The 270-nt window shown below is 68.1% G+C and carries 1 pseudogene; it reads right to left on the bottom strand.

The features are described from left to right. Nucleotides 1–270 (bottom strand): annotated as a pseudogene (locus SB756_RS30450) (chemotaxis protein CheA); the annotation flags it as partial.

Raw genomic sequence — 270 nt, forward strand, 5'->3', positions numbered from 1 at the left:
GCCGGCTGGCTGCGCACTGGCAGGCGGCGTAACAGGCGGCTTGGCAGCCGTCGGCGCAGCCGCTGTCGCGGCAACTTCCGGCAGGGCTTCGGCCGCGAACGTGCCTTTGCCGTGCAGTTGGTCGAGCAACGCTTCGAATTCGTCGTCGGTAATGTCGGTGCTGGCCGGGGCCGCAGGCGCTTCGGGAGCTGCAGCAGGCGCCACGGCATCGGCGGCGAACTGGCCCTTGCCATGCAACTGGTCGAGCAAGGATTCAAATTCGGCGTCGGT

The organism is Pseudomonas sp. SIMBA_068 (assembly GCF_046534705.1).
Classification (GTDB): Bacteria; Pseudomonadota; Gammaproteobacteria; order Pseudomonadales; family Pseudomonadaceae; genus Aquipseudomonas; species Aquipseudomonas putida.